This is a genomic window from Promicromonospora sp. NFX87 (assembly GCF_048564965.1).
In the GTDB taxonomy this organism is placed as follows: Bacteria; Actinomycetota; Actinomycetes; order Actinomycetales; family Cellulomonadaceae; genus Promicromonospora.
In genome coordinates this window covers 6,236,067-6,251,808 of sequence record NZ_CP183413.1, presented here as the reverse complement: position 1 = coordinate 6,251,808, position 15,742 = coordinate 6,236,067, and the positions used below count along the sequence as shown (strand labels likewise).

Genomic DNA, 15,742 nt, shown 5'->3' with positions numbered 1-15,742 from the left:
TCTCCTACCGATGTACGTCTCCCACCTCTCCCTGCTGGACTTCCGGTCGTATGCCTCGGCCGACGTGGAGCTCGAACCCGGGGTCAACGCGTTCGTAGGGCGCAACGGCCGGGGCAAGACCAACCTTGTCGAGGCGATCGGCTATGTCGCGACGCTCGGTTCGCACCGAGTCGCCACCGACGCGCCGCTCATCCGGTCGGGGGCCGAGCGCGCCGTGGTGCGGACCCGGATCGTCCGCGGCGACCGGGCAAGCACCGTCGAGCTGGAGATCACCCAGGGCAAGGCGAACCGCGCACGTATCAACCGCGGCCAGGCGGTGCGGGCCCGGGACGTGCTGGGGGTGTTGCGCACGGTGCTCTTCGCACCCGAGGACCTCTCCTTGGTCAAGGGAGAGCCGGACGGCCGACGGCGGTTCATGGACCAGCTGCTGGTCCTGATGATGCCGAGGGTTTCCGCAGTGCTCTCGGACTACGAGCGCGTGCTCAGGCAGCGGTCCGCACTCCTCAAGTCGGCCCGGGCATCACGAAGGTCTGGTGGCTCTTCCCGAGCGGAGAGCGCTGCGGCGGAGCTTGCGACTCTCGACGTCTGGGACGCGCGGCTCGCCGAGCTGGGCGCGGAGATCCTGTCGCTGCGAATCCAGCTGGTCGAGGTGCTGCGCCCAGCGGTCGCCGCCGCGTACGAGCAGGTGAGCGACGCCGACGGGGATGCGGAGATCGCGTATCGGTCATCGCTTCCCGCCCTCTCGGCGGGTAATCCACCGGAGTTGTCCACAGGCCCTGGGGATAACTTTGCCGACGTGGGACAGCTGCGCGACATGCTGCTGGAGGCCCTGGTCACAGCGCGACCGCAGGAGCTGGAACGAGGAGTAAGCCTTGTCGGTCCGCACCGCGACGACCTCGTCCTGACGCTCGGCGGGTTGCCGGCCAAGGGCTATGCGAGCCACGGCGAGTCCTGGTCGTTCGCGCTCGCGCTGCGCCTTGCATCATTCCGACTCCTTGGCGGAGATCCGCAGAATTCGGCGGATTCACCCGCTTTCTGGGACCCGGAACTGGGTACCGATGCTGATCCTGTGCTGATCCTCGACGACGTGTTCGCGGAACTCGACGTCAGGCGCAGACAACGGCTCGCCGACCTGGTGCTACCGGCTCGTCAGGTGCTGGTGACGGCAGCCGTGGCCGAGGACATTCCCGTCGCCCTGGACGGCGTACGGTTTCACGTGGAACCCGGGACGGTGACTCGTGACTGACAACTCTCCACAGGGGCCTGTGGATAACTCTGAGCCCCCTTTGACGCCGCCCTCCGAGGTGGCGCGTGCCGCTCTGAACCGGGCCAAGGCCGCGGCTCGAGCACGTGGTCTGCGGCCCGGATCGCCGTCACGCAGGTCTCCCCTGGCTGAACCGCGGTCGAGCGGATCGGGTCCGGGCGCCCGTGACCCCCAGCTGCTCGGGGCGCTCGTCGGGCGGCTGCTGCGCGAGAAGGGCTGGACCGAGGACGTCTCGGTGGGCGGGGTGATGGGCCGTTGGCGCGAGGTGGTGGGTCCCGAGATCGCCGACCACTGCACACCGGAGACCTTCGAGGACAAGGTGCTCGTGGTCCGCGCGGACTCGACGGCCTGGGCGACCCAGCTCCGGCTGCTCGCACCCACGCTGCGCAGGCGCATGGCCGAGGAGATCGGTGAGGGTGTCGTCGAGGAGGTCACCGTGCTGGGCCCGGCCGGTCCCGGGTTCCGGAAGGGCCCCCGCTCCGTCCGTGGCCCGGGTCCACGGGACACCTGGGGCTGACGTCAGGCCCTGTCGCCAAGCGCCCACATCGGTGTGGTGCCCGGACGGCTCGCCCAGGACCTGATCGTCCTGGATCCGATCGTCCGGGGATGCAGGAAGGGCCCCCGGCAGAAGCCGGGGGCCCTACTTTGCTCAGCTGCGCCGAGGCGTCAGCCAGGTGCTACTGGATCAGGCGCTCTGCATGCGCTTGCGGGCCCAGACCAGGGCGACGCCACCAGCGGCGAGCAGCGCGGCGAACGCGATGGCGCCACCGACGGTCGCACCGGTCGCGGCGAGCACCGGGGGCTCCTCAGCGGCAGGGCTCGGTGAAGCCGACGGCTCGTCGGACGGCACGGGAGCCGGCGGGACGGATGCCTCGTCGGTCGGGGCGACGGAGGGCTCCTCCGAGGGCTCGGGCTCCGTGACCGGGGGCTCGCTCGGCGTCGGCTCCGGCGTCGGCACGGCCGTGACGCAGGGCTCGATGGTCCCGCCGAAGTCCTTCACGCCCTGGCCGTCAGGAGAGTCGTACGAGACGGTCCAGACGTGCGCCACCGTCGCGTCGAGGGTGTCCCACTTGTTCTCGTAGCTGTACTCGTACTGCGGCTGGCTGTTGCCGGACTGGTGGCCGACCTCTTCGAACGTACCGGACTCGACCTCGGCGCCGTCGATCGTGACGACGACGGAGGCACCGGCGGGGTACATGTTGGCGGTGGCAGAGACGAACGAGACGCCGGCTGCGGCGTCGCAGCCCGCTTCGGCCCCGGGGATGTGAGCGGACGCGGATGCCGCGCCGACGACGATGCCGCCGAGGGTGAGTGCGGCGAGGGCGCCGCCCGCGAGAAGTTTCTTCACTGTGAAGTCCTTCGAGAGAGACTGGGCGCAAGTTGCGCAAATGACCGGTCGGCGCTATTAGAGCAGAAAACGGCAAATCAACGAAATGTCACCCTCTGCCCGTAAATTGTCTAACCTTCGGCAGCCCCGGGCATGACGCTTCGCGGACGATCCTGAGGGTGAAGGCCGCCCATGGCGAACAGGTGTGCGGGTCACGGTCGAGATGCATCCGCGGACCCCGGCCTGAGGGTCGATCGCGGCCTTGCCAGAGCGCCTGGCGACCCTCCCGGGACCCCTCCGGGAGCGCAAAAATCACCCTGTGGAGAAAGGTTGTGGAGGAGTGGCTACAAACGGCCTCGGATCCCGGGTTTTCGCCGCTCAGAAGGTAGTATGAGGGGGTCAACCGCGCCGGGTCCCAGGATCGTCCTGAGGCCCGGAACGCTGAGCACCGACGAGCCGTCGGATCGTACGTCAGCACCCGAGCACGGCATGGACCCTTGTGGGTCCGAGCCGCTCGTGCAGCCGCTGGTACGTCCGTCGTCGTGCACATCGTGTGCCTGAAAGACGAGGAGCAACCCCGCCCGTGACAGAGCGAATCGACGGCGGCTACGACGCCGGGAACATCACAGTCCTGGAAGGTCTCGAGGCCGTTCGTAAGCGACCGGGCATGTATATCGGATCGACCGGTGAGCGTGGGCTCCACCACCTTGTGTACGAGATTGTGGATAACGCTGTGGACGAAGCCCTTGCGGGCCACGCCACCGAGATCGACGTGCGGCTCCTGGCCGACGGCGGTGTCCGCGTCACCGACGACGGCCGAGGCATCCCGGTCGCGATGCACCCGACCGAGGGCAAGCCCACGCTCGAGGTGGTCATGACGATCCTGCACGCCGGCGGCAAGTTCGGTGGCGGCGGCTACGCCGTCTCCGGCGGGCTGCACGGTGTGGGCATGTCCGTGGTCAACGCACTGAGCTACCGCTTCATCTCCGAGGTACGCCGCGACGGGTACAACTGGCGCCAGGAGTACGCCGACGGCGGCAACCCGGTCACGGGCGTCGACCGGCTGGAGCCGCTCGGTCCCGACGAGGGCACCGGGACCACCCAGACGTTCTGGGCCGACGGGACGATCTTCGAGACCACCGAGTACGACTTCGAGACGCTCCGCGCCCGGTTCCAGCAGTACGCGTTCCTCAACAAGGGCCTGAAGATCACGCTCACCGACGAGCGTGCAGGCCACTCCTCGGCCAGCGACGAGGTCACCGGAGCCGAGCGCGAGGCCGCTGCGGACGACGTGGTCACCGCCGAGAGCCGGCCGTCGTCCGACGGGCAGGAGCCCGGCACGGAGTCGGACGGCTGGCGCACCGTCACGTACAAGTACGAGAACGGCCTGATGGACTACGTGCACCACCTCAACTCCGCGAAGCGGGTGGAGCTCGTGCACCCGGACGTGATCTGGTTCGAGAGCGAGGACACGGAGCGCAAGATCGCCGTCGAGATCGCCCTGCAGTGGACCAGCGCCTACAGCGAGTCGGTGCACACGTTCGCGAACACGATCTCGACCACCGAGGGCGGGACGCACGAGGAGGGTTTCCGTGCGGCCATGACCACGCTGGTCAACAGCTACGCGCGGGACAAGAACATCATCAAGGAGAAGGACGAGAACCTCACGGGTGACGACATCCGCGAGGGCCTCACCGCCGTCATCTCCGTGAAGCTCGGCGAGCCGCAGTTCGAGGGGCAGACCAAGACGAAGCTCGGCAACACGGAGGCCAAGACCTTCGTGCAGCGCGTCGTGCGCGAGCAGCTCGTCGACTGGTTCGACGCCCACCCGAACGAGGCCCGCGACGTCATCCGCAAGGCGATCTCCGCCTCGCAGGCCCGCATCGCGGCGCGCAAGGCGCGCGAGGCGACCCGCCGCAAGGGTGTCCTGAACGGTGGCGGCATGCCGGGCAAGCTCAGGGACTGCCAGTCGCGCTTCCCCGACGAGTGCGAGATCTACGTCGTCGAGGGTGACTCGGCCGGCGGCTCCGCGGTGCGCGGGCGCAACCCGCACAACCAGGCGATCCTCCCGCTGCGCGGCAAGATCCTGAACGTGGAGCGCGCGCGGCTCGACAAGGCGCTGTCCAACGCCGAGGTACAGGCGCTGATCACCTCGTTCGGCACGGGTATCGGCGAGGACTTCGACATCACGAAGCTCAAGTACCACAAGATCGTGCTCATGGCCGACGCCGACGTCGACGGCCAGCACATCTGCACCCTGCTGCTCACCCTGCTGTTCCGCTACATGCGCCCGCTCATCGAGCACGGTCACGTGTACCTCGCGCAGCCGCCGCTGTACCGGATCAAGTGGAGCAACGCCCCGCACGACTACGTGTACTCGGACCGGGAGCGTGACGCGTTCCTCGAGGCCGGCGCCGCGCAGGGCAAGCGGATCCCGAAGGACAACGGCATCCAGCGCTACAAGGGCCTGGGTGAGATGGACTACTCCGAGCTCTGGGACACCACGATGGACCCGGACCACCGGACGCTGCTGCAGGTGACCATGGACGACGCGGCCGCGGCCGACGAGATCTTCTCGGTGCTCATGGGCGAGGACGTCGAGTCCCGCCGAACGTTCATCCAGCGCAATGCCAAGGACGTGCGGTTCCTCGACATCTGAGGAACGAGCGCGCGAGCCCCACCAGGTGGCTCGCGCGCCCCGGCGCGATCGCCCACCCGGGCGTGCGGCGTCGGACACGGACATGGCGGCCCAGGAGACGAAGTGACACGCCCACCGGCGTGGAAAGGAAGTACAGACGGTGACGGACGAGACCCCCGGCGTAGAGAACTCCGACGACGGCATTCCGATGGAGGACGCCCGAGTAGCGGTGCACCACGGCCGTGTCGAGCAGGTCGACCTTCAGCTCGAGATGCAGCGGTCGTACCTCGACTACGCCATGAGCGTGATCGTGGGCCGCGCGCTGCCCGACGTGCGGGACGGCCTCAAGCCGGTGCACCGCCGCGTCATCTACGCGATGTACGACGGCGGGTACCGCCCGGACCGCGCGTACTCCAAGTGCTCGCGTGTCGTGGGTGACGTCATGGGTAAGTACCACCCCCACGGCGACACCTCCATCTACGACACCCTGGTTCGCCTGGTCCAGGACTGGGTGCTGCGCTACCCGCTGGTCGCGGGCCAGGGCAACTTCGGCTCGCCGGGCAACGACCCGGCCGCCGCCCCGCGGTACACCGAGTGCAAGATGGCGCCGCTCGCCCTGGAGATGGTCCGCGACATCGAGAAGGGCACCGTCGACTTCCGGCCGAACTACGACGGGCGGACCCAGGAGCCGGTGGTCCTGCCGTCGCGCATCCCGAACCTCCTGGTCAACGGGTCGGCCGGCATCGCCGTCGGCATGGCGACGAACATCCCGCCGCACAACCTGCGCGAGGTCGTCGAAGGCGTGCGCTGGCACCTGGCCAACCCCGACGCCACCCGCGAGGAGCTGCTCGAGGCGCTCCTGGAGCGCATCAAGGGCCCGGACTTCCCGTCCGGCGCGCAGATCCTCGGTCACAAGGGCATCGAGGACGCCTACCGCACGGGTCGTGGCTCCATCACGATGCGTGCGGTCGTCAGCGTCGAGGAGATCCAGAACCGGATCTGCCTGGTCGTGACCGAGCTGCCGTACATGGTCAACCCGGACAACCTGGCGTCGAAGATCGCCGACCTCGTCAATGACGGCCGGATCAACGGCATCGCGGACATCCGCGACGAGACGTCCGGCCGCACGGGCCAGCGCCTCGTGATCGTCCTCAAGCGTGACGCGGTGGCGAAGGTGGTGCTGAACAACCTCTACAAGCACACGCCGCTGCAGGAGAACTTCAGCGCGAACATGCTCGCGCTGGTCGACGAGGTGCCCCGCACGCTCAGCATCGACGCGTTCGTGCGCCACTGGACCACGCACCAGATCGAGGTCGTGCGCCGGCGCACCGAGTACCTCCTCAAGGAGGCGCAGGACCAGATCCACATCTACGAGGGCTACCTCAAGGCCCTCGACGCGCTCGACGAGGTCATCGCGCTGATCCGCCGCTCCCCCGACGCGGACGAGGCGCGGACCGGCCTGATGGAGCTGCTCACGATCGACGAGCTGCAGGCGAACGCGATCCTGGCGCTGCAGCTGCGTCGCCTGGCGGCGCTCGAACGGCAGAAGATCCTCGACGAGCACGCCAAGCTGCGGCTCGCGATCGACGACTACCTGGACATCCTCGCCAAGCCGGAGCGCCAGCGGGCCATCGTGGGCGACGAGCTCAACGAGGTGACCGAGCGCTGGGGCGACGAGCGCCGCACCACGATCCTTCCGTACGACGGTGACATGTCGATGGAGGACCTCATCCCCGAGGAGGACGTGGTCGTCACCATCACGCGTGGCGGTTACGCCAAGCGGACCCGGACGGACAACTACCGCTCGCAGAAGCGCGGCGGTAAGGGTGTGCGCGGCGCGCAGCTCCGCGAGGACGACATCGTGGACCACTTCTTCACGACGACGACCCACCACTGGATGTTGTTCTTCACCAACCTGGGCCGGGTCTACCGGGCCAAGGGGTACGAGCTGCCCGAGGGCGGCCGTGACTCCAAGGGCCAGCACGTCGCGAACCTGCTGGCCTTCCAGCCCGGCGAGAAGATCGCCCAGGTCCTCGACATCCCCGACTACGAGGCTGCTGAGTACCTGGTCCTTGCCACGCGGCGCGGGCTCGTGAAGAAGACCCGCCTCAGCGAGTACAACTCGCCGCGGTCCGGCGGCCTCATCGCGATCAACCTGCGGGAGGACGAGGACGGCGCCGCGGACGAGCTGGTCTCGGCCCGTCTCGTGAACGCCGACGACGACCTGATCCTCGTCTCGCGCAAGGGCCAGTCGATCCGCTTCCACGCGGACGACGAGTCGATCCGCCCGCTGGGCCGTGCCACCTCGGGTGTCACGGGGATGAAGTTCCGGGAGGACGACGAGCTGCTCTCCGCCGCCGTGGTCATCGACGGCGCCGACCTCTTCGTGGTCACCGAGGGCGGTTTCGCGAAGCGCACCCGCATCTCGGAGTACCGGGTCCAGGGCCGTGGTGGTCTCGGTATCAAGGTCGCCAACCTCGTGGAGGCGCGCGGCGACCTCGTGGGCGCACTGGTCACGTACACCGACGACGAGGTGCTGGTCATCATGGAGCGCGGCAAGATCGTGCGTTCCGCGGTTGCCGAAGTTAACCTCACCGGCCGGAACACGCAGGGGGTAACCTTCGCAAAGCCGGACAAGGGCGACAGGATTATCGCCGTCGCGCGCAACGCGGAGCGTGAGGACGCGGGCGATGCGACAGGTGCTGTGGACGAGATCTCCGACGGCGACTCCGCCGAGCGGGTTACCGTGGAAGAGATTCCGACCCCTGATGAAGTTCCGAGCACCCCTGAGCAGACCAGCACCGGACGCGAGGACAGCTGATGACGAGTGACAAGAGCGGGCCCGTGCGCACGGCGTCGCCCGAGCTCGATGAGGACCTGGAGATCACCCGGGATCGCAAGGAAGTGAACGGGGAGCAGGCTCCGGCCGAGACCCCCGACCCGAAGCAGGCGGAGGAGACGTCGAGCAAGAGCTCGGCGTCGACGAAGGCTGACGCCGCCGAGTCCGGCGCCGCGACGAGCGGCTCCGGCGCTGCGGGCGAGAACGCCGACCTGCCGGTTCCCGCCCCGTCGACGAAGCGCCCCGGGTCTGGTGCGGCGACCCCGGCGCCGTCGGCACCGGAGGAGTCGAGCATCCCGACGACGGGCGGCGTCTGGCGTTCCGCGTACGAGGCGGGCCGCACGGGCAAGGATTCCAAGCCCGCCACGCCGGCGGCTCCGGCCGTGCCTGCAGCTCCGGCTGCACCGGCCACGCCGGCCTCTTCGAGCTCGGCCACGCCGCCCAAGCAGGCCACCCCGCCAGCACCCCCCGCTCCGGCCACGCCGACGAGCAGCGAGCCCGTAGCCGGGCCCGGTCCCGTCTCGCCCAAGTCCGACACCCCGGCTCCGGCGTCCGACGCCACCGCGAAGTCGTGGAACCGCGTCCCGGCACCGACAGCCCCGCCGGCACCGCCGACCGCTGCCCCGGAGGGCACGGACGGCGTTCGAGCCGGTGCGATGAAGGCCGCGCAGGCTGCTCTCGACGCGGCTCGCAGCGCAGCCAAGAAAGTGACGTCGATAATGCCCGACGACGACGCGCGGTCGGCAACGCCCGCGAACGAGACCACGGCCCGGCCGGAGATGCACTACACGGCAGCCGGAGTGCGCGGAACTGCCGCCCCGGCTCCGGCCCAGGCCGCAGGTACGGCGCCTCAGCCGTCGTCGGAGCCGACTCCCGAGGCACCTCGTTCCGCTCCGGCCGGACCGCGCCGGGTGCGCCTCGCCATCTCTCGTGTGGATCCCTGGTCCGTCATGAAGCTGGCGTTCCTGCTGGCCGTGGCGATCGCGATCATGACGGTGGTCGCCACCGCGGTGTTCTGGTCGGTGCTGAACAGCCTCGGCGTGTTCACCACCATCCAGGACTTCGTGAAGGACGCCGTCGGGCCGCAGAGCGACGTGAACCTCACGCAGTTCGTGGAGTTCCCCCGGGTCATCTCGCTGGCGACTCTGATCAGCATCTGTAACATTGTCTTGTTGACGGCGATCGCCACGATCATGGCTTTCCTCTACAACATCACTGCAGCACTCGTCGGCGGCGTGCACATGACGCTGACCGACGACTGACGCCTCTTCGGCGTCACCCAGAGCGTTCTCGTGCGCTGCTGCGCACGACTCGATGCACGTCACACCGCGAACCGCGTTTTCGGTTTGGGACATCGTCCCGACCTGGGGTAATCTCCAGTGTCGCGGCAGCGTGCGGAACGCTCGCCCGGGGCTATAGCTCAGACGGTTAGAGCGCTTCCCTGATAAGGAAGAGGTCGGAGGTTCAAGTCCTCCTAGCCCCACTCCCGGACCTGCAGAGGCTCCTCAGGAGGAACTCGTGAAGAAGCTGCTGATAGTGCTGCTCGCTGCTGGAGCCGGCTACGTTCTCTGGCGCAAGCTGAGCGAGGACGCCGCGGGACGCGACCTGTGGTCCGAGGTCACCGACTCGCTCGACTGAGCAGCTCGCAGAGGGGCCATGGCGCAATTGGTAGCGCACCTGCTTTGCAAGCAGGGGGTTGGGGGTTCGAGTCCCCCTGGCTCCACCGCGATGACCTGCGGCGATACTCTCGCCGCAGGTCATTTTTTTGTGCCCTGGTCCTGGGGCCGACGACAGCATTCGCTCGCTCCGGACATGACAGGAGGGCCTGGCCGCTCTGGCCAGGCCCTCCTGTCATGGGGAAGCGGAGGTCAGCCCTCCTGCTTGCCCTCCCCCGCGTGCTTGGGCTTCGCGGGCGGAACCTCGTCCACCAGGGGCAGGTCCTCCGCCGAGTCGGCCGGAACCGCCTCGTCGAGGAGCGGGCTCTCGGTGGTCGCAGCGGTCTCGCTGGACCCGAGGTCGGTCTCCCCCGACGCCGGCGCTGCGGGGTCGCTACCGCCGCGCTTCTGTGCGGCGGTGCTCGCCTTCTGCGCCGTCGCCCAGGCCGCGTCCAGGACCGGAGCGGCCTTCTCCTTCGCGGCGTCCAGCACCGGGGCCGCCTTCTCCAGCACCGGTGCGGCCTTCTCCTTGGCCGCCTCGAACGCGGGGCTCGCCGCCGAGTAGGCCCGGGCGCCGAGGTCCTTGGCCGTCTGCGCGGCCTTGGCCCCCGCCTCCTTGCCCTTGGCGACGGCGGAACCTGCCGCCGCACCGACGCCGGACGAGTGCCGAGCGGCGCCGTTCGAGTAGTCGGCACTCGCGCCCTGTTCCCAGGGTTCGGCCCACGGGTCGGTCTGGGGCTGCGCACGCTTCCAGAACACGTAGCCGGCCACGGCCGCGCCACCGGCCGCCAGCGCTACGAGCCAGCCCTTCTTGGAGCCCTTCTTGTTGGCCTCTTCCGCCGCCTTGGCGACGGAGTCTGCCAGCGCGGCCTTGTTCTGTGCGGTCGCGGCGTTGGCAGCCGCGCCGTTGAACGCGGCGACCATCTTCGGCAGCAGGTCGTCCACGAGCTTGTCGTGTGCGGAGTCGATGAGTGGCGCTGCCTTGCCTGCGGCCTTCTCGACCTGGGGGGCGGCAGCCTGGAGGCTGTCCTGCCACGCCTTCTCCGCACGCGGCGTCAGCCACGCGATGAAGTCGTTCACGCGAGGCTGGGCCCAGTCCTTGGCGTTCGAGGCCCGGTCCTTGGCCTGGGCCGCTACGACCCCAGCCTGTGTTGCGGCCTTGGAGCTGACGTCGGAAAGCAGAGCTGCGGCCTCCGCCGCCCTCTCCTTGACCTTCTCGGTGTCGATCTTGCTCGTGTCCACGTAGTCGGTCACCTTCTTGCGGGTCATGAAGCTCCCCTCGAACTGTTCAAATAGTCCTCAAGATGCCACTCTGCCACCGGACGGGCCCACTGGCGAGGGCGAGCGACGTCGGTGCAGCATCAGCGGGCCGCTCCGTGGGAGGATTGATACATGTTCGCAATCCTGCACACCACCTCCGGTGACATCCGTATCGAGCTCTTCCCGAACCACGCGCCCAAGACTGTCGAGAACTTCGTCGGCCTCGCGACCGGCGAGAAGGCCTGGACGGACCCGCGGACGGGCGAGGAGCGCAAGGACCCGTTCTACGACGGCCTGATCTTCCACCGTGTCATCGAAGACTTCATGATCCAGGGCGGTTGCCCGCTCGGGACGGGAACCGGCGGTCCCGGGTACACGTTCAACGACGAGATCCACCCCGAGCTCCAGTTCAACGAGAAGTACATCCTCGCGATGGCCAACGCCGGCAAGCGTCGCAACCCGGTGACGGGCGAGATCGAGGGCACCAACGGCTCGCAGTTCTTCCTCACCACCGCGGAGACCCCGTGGCTCAACGGCAAGCACACCATCTTCGGCAAGGTCGCGGACGACGCTTCGCGCACGGTCGTCGACGAGGTCGGCAAGACCCGCACGCGTCCCGGCGACCGCCCCGTCGACGACATCACGATCACGTCGGTCACCATCGAGCCCTGAGGGACGGCGGCGACCGCGCCGCTCCCGCAGGATCAGGCACGACCAGCGAGTACTTGAGGACCGAGGGGACTGAGGACGTATCGCGATGAACGACCCGGCCGCCGACGAGCCGACCGAGGCCGAGGCTCCCGTGTGCCCGCGCCACCCGGACCGGGTGGCCTACGTGCGTTGCCAGCGGTGCGGCCGGCCCGCGTGCCCCGAGTGTCAGCGGCCGGCGGCCGTCGGCGTGCAGTGCGTCGACTGCGTCCGGGACGCGAAGCGCTCTGCCCCGCGCGTCCGGACCGTCTTCGGCGGCTCCGCCGACAGCGCTGCGGTCAATGGCCGGCCGGTCGTCACGTTCACCATCATCGGGATCTGCGTCGTGAGCTGGCTGCTGCAGCTGGTGACGGCGGGGGAATGGACGCGGCTGCTGTGGTTCTGGCCCGCGGGTGGTGCGGCCGAGCCGTGGCGTTTCCTCACGGCCTCGTTCCTGCACTCCACGTCGCCGCTGCACATCCTGTTCAACATGTACGCCCTGTGGATAACCGGGCAGTTCCTCGAGCCGCTGCTCGGGCGGGTGCGCTTCGGCGTGCTGTGCCTGCTCTCCGCGGTGGGCGGGTCGGTCGGTGTGCTGCTCCTCGCGGGCGACCCGTTCACGTCGAACGCCTGGGGAACGCCGGTGGTCGGCGCGTCCGGCATGGTGTTCGGCCTGTTCGGGGCGATGCTTCCCGTCATGCGGCGACTGGGCCGGAGCATGGGCCAGGTGGTCGTCCTGCTCGTGATCAACGGTGCGATCGGCTTCGTCGTGCCGGGCATCTCCTGGCAGGCGCACCTGGGCGGGCTCGTCACAGGAGCGCTGGTGGCCGCCGCGTACGCCTACGCGCCGAAGGACCGCCGCGCCGTCGTCGCCTGGGCGGTGCCGCTCGCCGGCATCGCGCTCCTGGTAGTCCTGGCGGTGGTGCGGTACAGCTCGGTGGGTCTCCTGTGACCGGAGCGGCGACGCCCCCGGCCTGGGTTCAATACCCGTACGACACGAGCAACTGGGCCGTTTCCGACACCTGGCGGTGTGTCACCACTCTCTTTTCCCCAGCTTTACCCACAGCTGTGGATAAATAGGGATACAGTTCCGCGGCCGCCTCAGCGCGGCCGCGGAACGCTCACTTCCAGCGCGTGGTCAGGCCGAAACCGACGATGATCAGGCCGAAGCCGACCGCGAGGTTCCACTGACCGATCTGCGGGATCGGCAGGCCGAGGCCGGAGCTCGTGAGGTAGAACGTCACGATCCAGACGAGGCCGAGGATCATCAGGGTCAGCATCACCGGAGCGAGCCAGCGCGGGTTGGTCGCCTCTCCGGGCAGCGCGACCTTCGCCTCGGACTTCTCAGCCTTGGGCGTGACCTTCTTCTTGTTGCGGGACTTCGACTCGGGCACGAGGCGGGCTCCTGTCCTGGGGTGGTCTGCCCGACGGGTGTGCCGAGCCGACGTCTGCTTTCTCTTGGACTAGCGTAGTGCTCCACAGGCCGCAGGCGTGACCAGACGCGTCAGTGGGTTTGTCGATTGTTGCAGGAGGGACGCGGTGACCGGAGCCGAACCGACCCCCGCGCCGTCCGCGAAGGACAGTGCGACGGGCTTTTTCCGCGCCTCGACGCGCGCGGGATGGCGGTCCTGGTTGAGCGTGGGTGCCGTGGCGGTGCTGGCCGGACTCATGTTCAGTGCGAGCGCTCGCCTGGCCGACGGCGGTGGTGCCGACACCCGTGATCCACAGGACCTCGCCCAGCTCGTCGACGCCGAGACGGGCCGGGTCTCGGAGCTCACCGAGCGCGCTGGCGAGCTGGACCGGGAGATCGAGACGCTGAGCGCTCGCACCGGCACCACCGTCCCCCGGCTGGACGGCGACCTGGTCGAGCGCGAGGGCGTGGTGTCCGGCTCCGAGCCGGTCAGCGGTACCGGGCTCACGGTGACGCTCGACGACGCGCCGTCGACGTCGGTCGGCGCGGGGCCTGGCGGGGTGGAGCCGCAGCCCGACGACCTGGTGGTGCACCAGCAGGACCTGCAGCACGTGATCAACGCGCTGTGGGCCGGTGGGGCCGAGGCCATGACACTGCAGGGTGAGCGTGTGACCTCGACGTCTGCGTTCCGTTGCTCCGGGAACATCCTGTTGCTGCACGGCAAGGTGTTCTCACCCCCTTACAAGGTGACGGCGGTCGGTAACCCGGCGAAGATGGAGTCGTCGCTGATGAGCTCCGAGGGTGTGCAGACGTATCTCGAGTACGTCGACTGGGTGCACCTGGGCTGGGACGTGCGACGCAGCGACAACCTCGACCTCCCCGCGTACGACGGCGGAGGTCTGCAGTATGCGACGGTTCCCGACGGTACGGAGGTCTTTGGATGACCCACGCGCAGGCCGGCCACAACGTGCCGCTGCCACAGGAGGTCTTCCCCATCGCGTATGAGCGCGGCCCCTCCGGCATGGGTCCGCGCAACGCGCGGCGCCCGAGCGGGTCGGCGGCGCCCATGCGGCCGGTCGCCTGGCTGATCGGCGTCCTGGGCGAGCTCCTGGTGACCGCCGGTGTCGTGCTCGGTCTCTTCGTGGTGTGGCAGCTCTGGTGGACCGACGTCGAGGGCGAGCGGGCCCAGAGCGAGATCATCGCCGAGATGGACTGGGAGGGCGCCCAGACCGGTCCGGCGACCTCCGTCGAAAATCGCGACTCGCCGCCGGTCATGAAGGAGCCGCCGGAGGCCGGGACCCTCTTCGCGCAGATGTTCATCCCCCGGTTCGGGGACGACTACATCAAGCCCGTCGCCGAGGGCACGGACAAGGCGACGGTGCTCGACACCATCGGCATCGGGCACTACAACGGCACGGCGATGCCCGGCGGACTCGGCAACTTCGCCGTCGCCGCGCACCGCACCACCTACGGCAAGCCGTTCAACCAGATCGCGGAGCTCAAGGAGGGTGACGCCGTCGTGGTCCGTACCAAGGAGAACTGGTACGTCTACAAGGTGACCGAGTCGAAGATCGTCCTCCCGCAGAACGTGGAGGTGATCGCGCCGGTGCCCGGGGTGACCAAGGACCAGGACATGCCGAAGCTGACCAAGCGGTTCATCACGCTGACGTCCTGCCACCCGATGTTCTCCGCGACCGAGCGGTACATCGTGCACGGCGAGCTCGACTACTGGTCCCCTGTGGGCGAAGGCAAGCCGAAGGAGCTGATGGGCTGATGTACGGGCTGTTGTGGCGGGCCATCCCCGGCCCCGGCTGGTTCAAGTTCCTGGTGTGCCTCGTGCTCATCTTCGGCGTGGTCGCCGTGTGCTTCACCGAGTTCTTCCCGTGGCTCAGCGAGTACATGCCGTTCAACGACACGACGGTCGGCGCCTAGCGGTCCTCGCCGTAGCATTTGACCATGACGCGCATCCTCGTCGTCGACAACTACGACTCGTTCGTCTATACGATCGTCGGCTACCTCGACCAGATCGGCGCCCGGACCGTAGTCGTCCGGAACGACGCCGTGCCCTCCCCCGACGCCGACGGCCGCTACTGGTACGACGACGGCTCCGGCTCCCCCGAGCCCTACGACGGCGTGCTCGTGTCCCCCGGACCGGGCACCCCGGCGGAGGCCGGCGCTTCCGAGGACGTCATCCGTGCCTGCGCCCGGTCCCGCACCCCGATGCTCGGGGTCTGCCTCGGACACCAGGCCCTCGCCGAGGTGTACGGCGGCAAGGTGACCCACGCCCCGGAGCTCATGCACGGCAAGACGAGCCTCGTCGAGCACACCGGCCAGGGTGTCCTCAGCGGTCTGCCCATCCCGTTCACCGCTACGCGGTACCACTCGCTCGCCGTGACGCCGGACAGCGTGCCGGCGGAGCTCGAGGTCACGTGCACGACGGCGTCGGGCATCGTCATGGGCTTGCAGCACCGGGAGCTGCCGCTGCACGGCGTGCAGTTCCACCCGGAGTCCGTCCTCACCGAGGGTGGTCACCGGCTGCTCGCGAACTGGCTGGAGACCTGCGGGCTCGAGGGAGCGGTCGAGCGGGCAAAGGGAATGGCGCCGCTGGTCACCACGTGACCGACGGCGCCATGCCTGTCCTGCGCTGACCGGTACCAACCG

At 68.8% G+C, this 15,742-nt stretch carries 15 protein-coding genes and 2 tRNA genes; 14 read left to right on the top strand and 3 right to left on the bottom strand.

Annotation, left to right across the window (positions count from 1 at the left end; genetic code table 11):
• The first annotated feature begins 10 nt into the window (after positions 1-10).
• A complete protein-coding gene (gene recF, locus ACNYC2_RS27975; protein ID WP_419704865.1) occupies positions 11-1,246 on the top strand; it encodes a DNA replication/repair protein RecF in 1,236 nt (411 codons plus the stop codon).
• A 40-nt stretch (positions 1,247-1,286) separates the two neighbouring features.
• Positions 1,287-1,781 carry a DUF721 domain-containing protein gene (locus tag ACNYC2_RS27970; RefSeq protein ID WP_419704864.1) on the top strand — a complete coding sequence of 165 codons (495 nt, stop codon included), beginning with the start codon at positions 1,287-1,289 and terminating at the stop codon, positions 1,779-1,781.
• A 168-nt stretch (positions 1,782-1,949) separates the two neighbouring features.
• On the opposite strand, the gene ACNYC2_RS27965 is transcribed toward ACNYC2_RS27970, so the two are convergent.
• Entirely contained in the window at positions 1,950-2,612 is a 663-nt protein-coding gene (locus tag ACNYC2_RS27965; RefSeq protein WP_419704863.1) for a hypothetical protein, read from the bottom strand.
• Positions 2,613-3,174: 562 nt separating this feature from the next.
• Here ACNYC2_RS27965 and gyrB point away from each other — a divergent pair.
• The 6 genes from gyrB to ACNYC2_RS27935 all read left to right on the top strand — a co-directional run bounded on the left by gyrB (position 3,175) and on the right by ACNYC2_RS27935 (position 9,791).
• Positions 3,175-5,250, top strand: a complete 2,076-nt coding sequence (gyrB, locus tag ACNYC2_RS27960; protein WP_419704862.1) for a DNA topoisomerase (ATP-hydrolyzing) subunit B — start codon at positions 3,175-3,177, stop codon at positions 5,248-5,250.
• A 139-nt stretch (positions 5,251-5,389) separates the two neighbouring features.
• The gene (gyrA, locus tag ACNYC2_RS27955) at positions 5,390-8,050 is read left to right on the top strand and encodes a DNA gyrase subunit A (RefSeq protein ID WP_419704861.1); all 2,661 of its coding nucleotides are present in this window, start codon (positions 5,390-5,392) and stop codon (positions 8,048-8,050) included.
• A complete protein-coding gene (locus tag ACNYC2_RS27950) occupies positions 8,050-9,330 on the top strand; it encodes a DUF3566 domain-containing protein (protein WP_419704860.1) in 1,281 nt (426 codons plus the stop codon). Before gyrA ends, ACNYC2_RS27950 begins: the two co-directional genes overlap by 1 nt.
• Positions 9,331-9,477: 147 nt before the next feature.
• Positions 9,478-9,551: transfer RNA gene (locus tag ACNYC2_RS27945), tRNA-Ile, on the top strand.
• Between the two features lie 35 nt (positions 9,552-9,586).
• Positions 9,587-9,706, top strand: coding sequence for a DLW-39 family protein (locus ACNYC2_RS27940; protein ID WP_274994665.1), 120 nt, complete (start codon positions 9,587-9,589; stop codon positions 9,704-9,706).
• Between the two features lie 12 nt (positions 9,707-9,718).
• Positions 9,719-9,791 (top strand) — tRNA-Ala (locus ACNYC2_RS27935).
• Positions 9,792-9,936: 145 nt separating this feature from the next.
• Here ACNYC2_RS27935 and ACNYC2_RS27930 read toward each other — a convergent pair.
• Positions 9,937-10,992: a hypothetical protein gene (locus ACNYC2_RS27930; RefSeq protein ID WP_419704859.1), complete on the bottom strand. Its 1,056-nt coding sequence runs from the start codon at positions 10,990-10,992 to the stop codon at positions 9,937-9,939.
• A 123-nt stretch (positions 10,993-11,115) separates the two neighbouring features.
• On the opposite strand from ACNYC2_RS27930, the gene ACNYC2_RS27925 reads away from it, so the two are divergent.
• Together ACNYC2_RS27925 and ACNYC2_RS27920 are read left to right on the top strand one after the other, a co-directional pair.
• Positions 11,116-11,655 (top strand): peptidylprolyl isomerase, encoded by a 540-nt coding sequence (locus ACNYC2_RS27925; RefSeq protein ID WP_357448172.1) that lies wholly within the window; start codon positions 11,116-11,118, stop codon positions 11,653-11,655.
• Between the two features lie 85 nt (positions 11,656-11,740).
• Positions 11,741-12,622 carry a rhomboid family intramembrane serine protease gene (locus ACNYC2_RS27920; RefSeq protein ID WP_419704858.1) on the top strand — a complete coding sequence of 294 codons (882 nt, stop codon included), beginning with the start codon at positions 11,741-11,743 and terminating at the stop codon, positions 12,620-12,622.
• 169 nt (positions 12,623-12,791) lie between these two features.
• Here ACNYC2_RS27920 and ACNYC2_RS27915 read toward each other — a convergent pair whose 3' ends face one another.
• The gene (locus ACNYC2_RS27915; protein ID WP_116673029.1) at positions 12,792-13,064 is read right to left on the bottom strand and encodes a cell division protein CrgA; all 273 of its coding nucleotides are present in this window, start codon (positions 13,062-13,064) and stop codon (positions 12,792-12,794) included.
• A 145-nt stretch (positions 13,065-13,209) separates the two neighbouring features.
• Between ACNYC2_RS27915 and ACNYC2_RS27910 the strand changes: the two genes are divergently transcribed.
• From ACNYC2_RS27910 to ACNYC2_RS27895, 4 genes are read left to right on the top strand one after another with little or no spacing between them, the layout of a single operon-like run.
• Complete coding sequence (locus ACNYC2_RS27910; RefSeq protein ID WP_419704857.1) at positions 13,210-14,025, top strand: DUF881 domain-containing protein; 816 nt, start codon at positions 13,210-13,212, stop codon at positions 14,023-14,025.
• Positions 14,022-14,855: a class E sortase gene (locus tag ACNYC2_RS27905; RefSeq protein WP_419704856.1), complete on the top strand. Its 834-nt coding sequence runs from the start codon at positions 14,022-14,024 to the stop codon at positions 14,853-14,855. The genes ACNYC2_RS27910 and ACNYC2_RS27905 overlap by 4 nt, the downstream gene beginning before the upstream one ends.
• On the top strand, positions 14,855-15,013 hold the full coding sequence (locus ACNYC2_RS27900) for a hypothetical protein (protein ID WP_357448182.1): 159 nt from the start codon (positions 14,855-14,857) through the stop codon (positions 15,011-15,013). The genes ACNYC2_RS27905 and ACNYC2_RS27900 overlap by 1 nt, the downstream gene beginning before the upstream one ends.
• A 24-nt stretch (positions 15,014-15,037) precedes the next feature.
• On the top strand, positions 15,038-15,700 hold the full coding sequence (locus ACNYC2_RS27895) for an aminodeoxychorismate/anthranilate synthase component II (RefSeq protein WP_419704855.1): 663 nt from the start codon (positions 15,038-15,040) through the stop codon (positions 15,698-15,700).
• The last annotated feature ends 42 nt before the right edge of the window (positions 15,701-15,742 follow it).

What these genes read in the sequence shown, in the direction of transcription:
- recF (WP_419704865.1), top strand. Translation starts at nt 11, where the DNA reads ATGTACGTCTCCCACCTCTCCCTGCTGGACTTCCGGTCGTATGCCTCG.
- ACNYC2_RS27950 (WP_419704860.1), top strand. Translation starts at nt 8,050, where the DNA reads ATGACGAGTGACAAGAGCGGGCCCGTGCGCACGGCGTCGCCCGAGCTC.
- ACNYC2_RS27930 (WP_419704859.1), bottom strand. Translation starts at nt 10,992, where the DNA reads ATGACCCGCAAGAAGGTGACCGACTACGTGGACACGAGCAAGATCGAC.
- ACNYC2_RS27925 (WP_357448172.1), top strand. Translation starts at nt 11,116, where the DNA reads ATGTTCGCAATCCTGCACACCACCTCCGGTGACATCCGTATCGAGCTC.
- ACNYC2_RS27920 (WP_419704858.1), top strand. Translation starts at nt 11,741, where the DNA reads ATGAACGACCCGGCCGCCGACGAGCCGACCGAGGCCGAGGCTCCCGTG.
- ACNYC2_RS27905 (WP_419704856.1), top strand. Translation starts at nt 14,022, where the DNA reads ATGACCCACGCGCAGGCCGGCCACAACGTGCCGCTGCCACAGGAGGTC.
- ACNYC2_RS27900 (WP_357448182.1), top strand. Translation starts at nt 14,855, where the DNA reads ATGTACGGGCTGTTGTGGCGGGCCATCCCCGGCCCCGGCTGGTTCAAG.
- ACNYC2_RS27895 (WP_419704855.1), top strand. Translation starts at nt 15,038, where the DNA reads ATGACGCGCATCCTCGTCGTCGACAACTACGACTCGTTCGTCTATACG.